We start from the raw sequence: 3,119 nt of genomic DNA, 5'->3' as shown, positions 1-3,119 counted from the left end.
GCGACCCTCGACGCGCTCGAGGATCGCCTCAACGTGCCGAAGCGGGTCAGCGAGCTCAGCTCGAAGGCCGTTGCCGCGTACGAGAAGAACCCCATTCCGTGGATCATCGGCGGGGTGGCCGTCGCGGTCGTCGCGGTAGGTCTCGTGGCCTGGGCGATCTTCAGCGACGACGACGACTGACTGACCGCACCGCGCACGTCGCAGCGAGCGAGAATGGGGGGATGACCACCGCTCGCCCGCTCGCGTCGTGGCGTGTCCTCGTACCCAGGGGCGGCAGTTGGGGTGATCGTGTGGCGGCGCGCGTACGCGAGTTCGGCGGCGTCCCGGTTGTCGCGCCGATGCTCAACTTTGCGAGCGCCGAAGACCCAGCCGCGCTCGCCAACGCCCTGCATGAGCTGCAGGATGGGCAGTTCGACTGGATCGTGCTGACCAGCGCGACGACAGTCGATGTGCTGGTCAGCCAAGGCACCCGAATTCCCGACGAGACGCGGGTCGCAGCCGTCGGGGAAACGACTGCCGCGGCTCTCACGCTCGCCGGATACCGGGTCGACTTCGTGCCCACCTCCGACAACTCCGCCCGCGGGCTGGTCAAGGAGTGGCCCGCGAGCGACATCCGGGGGCGAGTGCTGGTGCCGCAGTCCGACATCGCCGAGCCGACTCTCGTGGCCGGGCTGACGAAGCTGGGATTCTCGGCGGAGTACGTGACCGCCTATCGAACCGTCGGCGTTCCGGTGTCGCCCGATGTCGCAGCCGACGTTGCCAGCGGCAGGATCGGCGCGTTGCTCATCACCTCGGGAAGCGTGGCCCGCCAGGTGGCCGCCCAGCTCACGCCGCTGCCGGAAGGTACTGTGCTCGTCTGCATCGGCCCGCGAACCGCGTTCGACACCCGCGCGGCCGGGCTGGCCGTGCACGCGATCGCAGAGGAACGCACCTCCGACGCGCTCATCGCGGCACTCGTGGACTACGTCACCGGCTAGCGGCGGTCCGCCGGTCAGGCGACCAGCGAGAGAATCAGGAACACCAGCCCGAGCAACGGAGCGGCACCCTGGATGAGGGCCGCCCGCAGCATCTTCGGGTTCGACGTGACGAGTACGACGGCCGCGAGCACCATGCTGGCGAGGGCGAACATCGCGATCGCGATCCCGCCTTCCCACGAGAACCCCGTGCCGAGCAGCACGAGCCCGAGCCCGGCTCCGAGCGCGAGGAACACGTTGTAGAAGCCCTGGTTGTACGCCATCGGTCGAAGCACCTCGGCGTCGCGCTCGTCGCGCACCCCGAATTGCTTCCACGTGGAGGGCCGGCTCCAGAGCACGCTCTCGAGGGCGAAGATCCACAGGTGGATCACGGCGGCGACGAAGACGAAGACTGATCCGATGATCGCGAACGTTGCGTTCATCCGGTCAGTGTGACACGCGCGGCCCGCCTGGTCACGAGATCAGCGTCGTCTGCTCGACGTTGATCATGCGCGCGTAGAGCACCTGCTCGTTCACCTCGAGGTTGTTGATCAGGCCGAGGGCCGCGATGACCCCGTGCCCGACCGCCTCGTCAGCGGTGTCGCCGTACTGCACCTCGAGCAGGGTGTTCGCGGCGCGTTCGTCATTCGAGACGCTTTCGGGGTCCTGCCAGGTGCCCGAAGCGGTGATCTCGGTCGATGCCCGCATGAAGTCGAGGGCACCCGCCTTCGCCACCGGGAGGGCAAAGGTGAGCAGCTCCTGCTGCACCCGATCGAGTCTGGTCAGCGTCGAGTCGTCGCCGAAGAGCAGGGCGAACAACACGTCCTTCGCGTGCGCGAGCAGTTCCTCGCCTGCCGGCGAGCGGTGCTCGGCGGTGAGCAGCACGGTCCCCTTAGCCGGGGCGTCGGCACGCAGGTGCCCGGATGCCAGGAGCGAGTCGCGCGTGGTCGACGCGTGAGCGGCGACGAACTCCGCAACCGCGGCCCCATCCAGGTGGAGCGTCGTGACGCGTTCCAGCCGTGCGGCGCGCGCCCGGGCCTTGGCTTCCCGCTCGCTGCGGCGGTCGATCTCGCGCAAGCTGTGAGCGTCCAGGCTGAGCCGCACCACCTGGTCGACCAGCCACTCCCTGTCCTTGTCGGCGAGCAGCGCGCGCAGTCGCTCCTCGAAGACCGGGCTGAGTTCGAGATTCACCGTTCGGATGAGCGCCTGGATGTCGTCCATGGCGGTGAGTATGCCAGGCAGCGTCAACCGAAGAGAACGCGGGCCTCGTCGTAGCGATCCTGCGGCACGGTCTTGAGCTGCCCGAGCGCGTCGGAAAACGGCACCTCGACCATCTCCGTGCCGCGCAGCGCCACCATCTTTCCCCAGTGCTCGTGCAGGATCATGTCGATCGCGGCCATCCCGAAGCGGGTGGCAAGAACGCGGTCGTACGCGCTCGGCGTGCCTCCGCGTTGGATGTGACCGAGGGTCGTGGCGCGCGTCTCGATGCCGGTGCGGTCCTCGATGAGCGGGGCGAGGAGCTCCCCGATGCCGCCGAGGCGAGGACGGCCGAACGCGTCGAGGCCGCGCTCGGAGTGCGCGTCGTCCATCGAGTCGAGTTTGAAGCCCTCGGCGACGGCGATCAACGGCGCCCGACCGCGGTCGCGGGCGCTTTCTACCCACGCGATGATCTGGTCGATGGTCGTCATCTGCTCGGGGATGAGGATGGCGTGCGCACCTGCCGCCATCCCGGAGTGCAAGGCGATCCATCCGACATGCCGGCCCATCACTTCGGCGACCATGCAGCGACCGTGCGAGTCGCCCGTCGTGCGCAACCGGTCCATCGCGTCGGTCGCGATCTGAACCGCGGTGTCGAAGCCGAACGTGTAGTCGGTCGCCGACAGGTCGTTGTCGATCGTCTTCGGCACCCCGACGATGCGGATGCCGGCCTCCGCGAGTCGTTGCGCCGCGGCGAGCGTGCCCTCCCCGCCGATCGCGATGAGCGAGTCGACGCCGCCCTCCGCCATCACCTCGGCGTCGCGCTCGGCCCCGCCGAAGTCGAAGGGGTTGGTGCGGGACGAGCCGAGGATGGTGCCGCCCTGCTTCGAGATGCCCATCACCTGCGGGCGACCGAGTGGTACCACGTCGTTCTCGACGAGGCCCTTCCAGCCCCAGCGGTAGCCGACG

Annotated in this window: 5 protein-coding genes; 2 read left to right on the top strand and 3 right to left on the bottom strand. The window is 68.8% G+C overall.

Annotated elements, in window-relative coordinates:
* Together RMO30_RS03965 and RMO30_RS03960 are read left to right on the top strand one after the other, a co-directional pair.
* Positions 1-180: DUF3618 domain-containing protein (locus RMO30_RS03965; protein WP_309709800.1), on the top strand; the 180-nt coding region annotated here is incomplete at its 5' end.
* Between the two features lie 41 nt (positions 181-221).
* Positions 222-977, top strand: a complete 756-nt coding sequence (locus RMO30_RS03960; RefSeq protein WP_309709797.1) for a uroporphyrinogen-III synthase — start codon at positions 222-224, stop codon at positions 975-977.
* A 14-nt stretch (positions 978-991) separates the two neighbouring features.
* On the opposite strand, the gene RMO30_RS03955 is transcribed toward RMO30_RS03960, so the two are convergent.
* The 3 genes from RMO30_RS03955 to RMO30_RS03945 form a co-directional block, all read right to left on the bottom strand.
* Positions 992-1,396, bottom strand: a complete 405-nt coding sequence (locus RMO30_RS03955; protein WP_309709795.1) for a DUF1304 domain-containing protein — start codon at positions 1,394-1,396, stop codon at positions 992-994.
* A 31-nt stretch (positions 1,397-1,427) separates the two neighbouring features.
* Complete coding sequence (locus RMO30_RS03950) at positions 1,428-2,174, bottom strand: hypothetical protein (protein ID WP_309709792.1); 747 nt, start codon at positions 2,172-2,174, stop codon at positions 1,428-1,430.
* 23 nt (positions 2,175-2,197) lie between these two features.
* Positions 2,198-3,119 (bottom strand): ATP-dependent 6-phosphofructokinase (locus RMO30_RS03945; RefSeq protein ID WP_309709789.1); only part of this gene is annotated, 922 nt, incomplete at its 5' end.

It is taken from the genome of Pseudolysinimonas sp. (assembly GCF_031389465.1).
GTDB lineage: Bacteria > Actinomycetota > Actinomycetes > Actinomycetales > Microbacteriaceae > Pseudolysinimonas_A.
The sequence above is the reverse complement of the archived record's forward strand: the minus strand, read 5'-3'. Positions and strand labels throughout refer to the sequence as shown.

Excerpts from the sequence above, each read along its gene's own strand:
- RMO30_RS03955 (WP_309709795.1), bottom strand. The coding sequence starts at position 1,396 with ATGAACGCAACGTTCGCGATCATCGGATCAGTCTTCGTCTTCGTCGCC.
- RMO30_RS03950 (WP_309709792.1), bottom strand. The coding sequence starts at position 2,174 with ATGGACGACATCCAGGCGCTCATCCGAACGGTGAATCTCGAACTCAGC.
- RMO30_RS03960 (WP_309709797.1), top strand. The coding sequence starts at position 222 with ATGACCACCGCTCGCCCGCTCGCGTCGTGGCGTGTCCTCGTACCCAGG.